General features: G+C 36.7%; 5 protein-coding genes. All 5 read left to right on the top strand.

Going from position 1 to position 4,105, the window contains the following annotated elements:
* Positions 1-8 precede the first annotated feature (8 nt).
* Positions 9-878, top strand: a complete 870-nt coding sequence (gene sucD / locus ENL20_11530) for a succinate--CoA ligase subunit alpha (GenBank protein ID HHE39184.1) — start codon at positions 9-11, stop codon at positions 876-878.
* Positions 879-899: 21 nt separating this feature from the next.
* Positions 900-1,727 carry a tetratricopeptide repeat protein gene (locus ENL20_11525; GenBank protein ID HHE39183.1) on the top strand — a complete coding sequence of 276 codons (828 nt, stop codon included), beginning with the start codon at positions 900-902 and terminating at the stop codon, positions 1,725-1,727.
* Between the two features lie 156 nt (positions 1,728-1,883).
* Positions 1,884-2,729: a fumarate hydratase gene (locus tag ENL20_11520; protein ID HHE39182.1), complete on the top strand. Its 846-nt coding sequence runs from the start codon at positions 1,884-1,886 to the stop codon at positions 2,727-2,729.
* 9 nt (positions 2,730-2,738) lie between these two features.
* The gene (locus ENL20_11515) at positions 2,739-3,296 is read left to right on the top strand and encodes a Fe-S-containing hydro-lyase (protein HHE39181.1); all 558 of its coding nucleotides are present in this window, start codon (positions 2,739-2,741) and stop codon (positions 3,294-3,296) included.
* A 100-nt stretch (positions 3,297-3,396) separates the two neighbouring features.
* The gene (locus tag ENL20_11510) at positions 3,397-3,750 is read left to right on the top strand and encodes a four helix bundle protein (GenBank protein ID HHE39180.1); all 354 of its coding nucleotides are present in this window, start codon (positions 3,397-3,399) and stop codon (positions 3,748-3,750) included.
* The last annotated feature ends 355 nt before the right edge of the window (positions 3,751-4,105 follow it).

Genomic DNA, 4,105 nt, shown 5'->3' with positions numbered 1-4,105 from the left:
GTTCAATAATGAGCATATTAGTAAATAAATCTTCAAAAGTGATCGTGCAGGGATTCACCGGAAAGGAAGGAACTTTTCATGCAGAACAATGTCTTGCATACGGAACGAATATTGTTGGAGGAGTTACTCCTAATAAAGGCGGTCAAACTCATCTTGGAAAACCTGTTTTCAATACAGTCAAAGAAGCGATTGCAGAAACTGAAGCAGATGTATCTCTGATCCTTGTACCTCCGGCATTCGCAGCCGATGCTATTATGGAAGCAACTTCTGCCGGAATTAAGATCATTATCTGCATCACGGAGGGAATTCCAACCAGAGATGTGGTGATTGCCAAAAAATTCACTGATAAGCATAATGTTACCATGATCGGTCCTAACTGTCCGGGAATAATAACTTCCGAAGAAGCAAAAATAGGGATCATGCCGGGATTTGTTTTCAAAAAAGGAAAAGTCGGGCTGATCTCAAAATCCGGAACTCTTACTTACGAAATGGCGAATCAAGTCGTTCTGGCAGGACTGGGAATCTCAACTGCGATTGGAATTGGTGGTGATCCAATTATAGGAAGCACTTTTATCGATCTGTTGAAACTATTTGAAAAAGATCCGGAAACAGAAGCAATGGTCATTATTGGAGAAATCGGGGGTGATCTGGAAATCCAGGCAGCAGATTTTATCAAAGAAAATGTTTCCAAACCTGTGGTTGCCTTTATCGCCGGAGCAACAGCTCCCAAAGGAAAACGAATGGGTCATGCCGGAGCAATAATCGCCGGAAGCAAAGGAACTGCCCAGGAAAAGATGGAAGCACTTTCCAAAGCTGGTGTATATGTTGTCGATTCTCCAGCGGAAGTAGGAACAAAAATTAAGGAAGTATTAGGATAAATTGTAATATTAGAGGATAAAATGCAAAAAATAGAAGAAATGTGTAAGCTTGCTGAAAATTATAAAATGCAGGGTAGTCTTATTAAATCTTCGAAAGAATATAAAAAAATATTAGAGATCGAGCCTGAAAACATTTGCGCAATGACGAATTTAGCAGATATTTACTACATTTTAGGAGATATCGAAAGTTCGATCAAAAATTATGAAAAAATAATTTCACTGAAACCTAAATATGCTCTCATTCTTTACAAACTGGGAGTGCTATATTTCAGAGCAACAAAATTCTATAAGGCTATTTCTCTCTTTGACCGAGTAATTGAATTAGAACCTGATCTTTACATGGCTCATTACTGGAAAGGAATCTCTTTGTATCATTTAGGGAAGGTCAGAAAAAGTATCGATTCTTTTAAAAAATTACAGGAAAAAGGGGAAAAGTGCACTCTCGGCTATTACCACCTGGCAATTTCCTATAAAACGATCGGAGATTTTAAGCAGGCAGTTAAATACTTCGAGGAAATTCTTAAAGAAGATCCGAATATTGTTTCCGTGAATTATCATCTCGGTCTTTCCTATCTCGGTCTTTCAGAAATAAAAAAAGCACTGATATGTTTTAAAAAAGTTCTGGATAAAGATGGTGAACATCGTGGAGCAATGGACAAAATGTACAGTCTTGTTAATGATCAGGAACTTCTTTATACTTTTGGTATTGAAAGAGCAAAAAGTGACGATAATATCGATGAACTGGTTTCCAATTATCATATAGGTGAAGCATATAAAGGTTTCTCTTCGATCGATAAAGCATTTAAGTATTTTAAGAAACATATTATCAAAGAATCAGAAGATAAATGATTTCATGAATTAATGGATAAAAGGCAGGTATAGAACGATTTTACTTTCCGAAGTTTTTTACAAAGGAATTCTTACAAATAAGATTCGGAAAGTTTTTATCGTGAATGGTTGCAAACCTTTGCAAGGTTTTTAGATAATTAAAATTCAGGAGCAATTATGCGAGAAATCAATGTTAAAGAAGTCATTCCAATTGTCAGAAAATTATGTCTTGATGCGAGTATTTATATTGGAGACGATGTCGTAAAAAAGCTTAAAGAATTTCAGGAAAAGGAAGTGTCACCCATCGCCAAAGAGATCATTTCCATAATTTTTGAAAATCAGAAACTCGCGGTTGAGAAGAAAATGCCGCTCTGCCAGGATACCGGAGTTGCGGTTATTTTTATCGAACTCGGACAGGATGTTAACCTTGTTGGAGGTGATTTTTATGAAGCCATTAACGAAGGAGTTCGTCAGGGTTATAAAGACGGATATCTGCGCAAATCGATGGTCGATGATCCGGTCATCGAAAGGAAAAACACGAAGGACAATACTCCGGCTCTAATTTATCTTGATCTTGTTCCGGGAGATAAGATCAAGATAACTCTGGCAGCCAAAGGCGGCGGCTCGGAAAATATGAGTGAAGTCAAGATGATGAAAGCTGCAGACGGAATCGAGGGAGTAAAGGATTTTGTCGTGGATAGAGTTCGCAGGTCAGGCGGAAATCCTTGTCCTCCGATCATTGTGGGAGTTGGTTTGGGAGGTAATTTCGAGCAAAGCGCTTTACTTGCTAAAAAATCTCTGCTCCGCTCTTTAGATAAAAAAAATCCTGATCCGAAATGGGCAAAAATCGAAGATGAAATTTTAGAAAGAATTAATAAACTCGGAATCGGTCCACAGGGATTAGGCGGAAGAACAACTGCCATCGCTGTCAATATTCTTTATAAACCCTGTCATATTGCTTCCATGCCGGTTGCCGTAAATATCCAATGTCATGTTCATAGACATAAAAGTGCGATTTTATAAGGAGAAACAATGACAAAAGAAATAAAATTACAAACTCCTCTCAAAGATAATGACTTGGAAGGATTACATATTGGTGACAAAGTCCTGATCAGCGGAACGATCTATACTGCTCGCGACGCTGCCCATAAAAGGCTGGTTGACCTGATTGCAGCCGGAAAAGAACTTCCTTTCGATATTCAAGGTCAGATCATCTATTTTGTTGGTCCATCTCCTGCCAGACCGGGAATGCCGATCGGTTCTGCCGGTCCGACCACGAGTTATCGGATGGATCCGTATTCACCGGTTTTATTGGATAATGGTTTGAAAGGAATGATCGGCAAAGGTCCGAGAAGCAAAGAAGTGATAGCTTCGATGATCAAGAATAAAGGAGTATATTTTGCTGCTATTGGAGGAGCTGCGGTTGTTATGGCTCAATCCATTAAAGAAGCAAAAGTTATTGCTTATGAAGATCTGGGACCGGAAGCAATTCGCGAATTGAAAGTTGAAAATTTGCCCTGTATTGTTGCTAATGATGTTTATGGGAACGATCTTTTTGATGAGGGAGTGAAGGAATATAGAGAAAATTGACGATTGTCGATTGAAGATTGACGAATGCTGATTGTTGAATGATGATTGAAGAAAAAAAAGAATGATGAAGATTGAAAAATCTAATAATAAAAAATCCAATATGAGACCCCATAATTTAGAAGAACTACTGATAAATTTTTCAGTTTCTATAATAGAATTTATCGATCAGATCCAAAATACAAAAGCAGGTAATCACCTTTCAGGTCAACTTCTTCGATCAGGTACTTCTCCGGCATTAAATTATGGTGAAGCTCAAAGTGGAGAATCCAAGAAAGATTTTATTCATAAGATTAAGGTTGTTCTAAAAGAATTAAGGGAAACCTATGTATGCTTGAAAATAATTAATAAAGCAAAACTACATGAATCAGAAGAAAAACTCAAAGCATTGTTACAAGAAAATAATGAACTTATTTCCATATTTGTGAAAAGCATAAAAACAGCACAGGGAAATTAGAATGATGATTAGTGATTGCAGAATGATGAAGATTGATTTTTTTCAACAATCAACAATCGGTGTTCATTATTCTTAAATCATAAAAAGAATATCGAATGATGATCAGTGATTGCAGAATGATGAAGATTGATTTTTTTCAACAATCAACAATCGGTGTTCGTTATTCTTAAATCATAAAATGAATATCGAATGATGATTAGTGATTGCAGAATGATGAAGATTGATTTTTTTTCAACAATCAACAATCGGTGTTCGTTATTATTAAATCATAAAAAGAATATCGAATGATGATTAGTGATTGCAGAATGATGAAGATTGATTTTTTTCAACAATCAACAATCGGTGTTCGCTATTC

Source organism: Candidatus Cloacimonadota bacterium, from assembly GCA_011372345.1.
Taxonomy (GTDB): domain Bacteria; phylum Cloacimonadota; class Cloacimonadia; order Cloacimonadales; family TCS61; genus DRTC01.
This window is presented reverse-complemented; position numbering and strand designations above follow the sequence as displayed.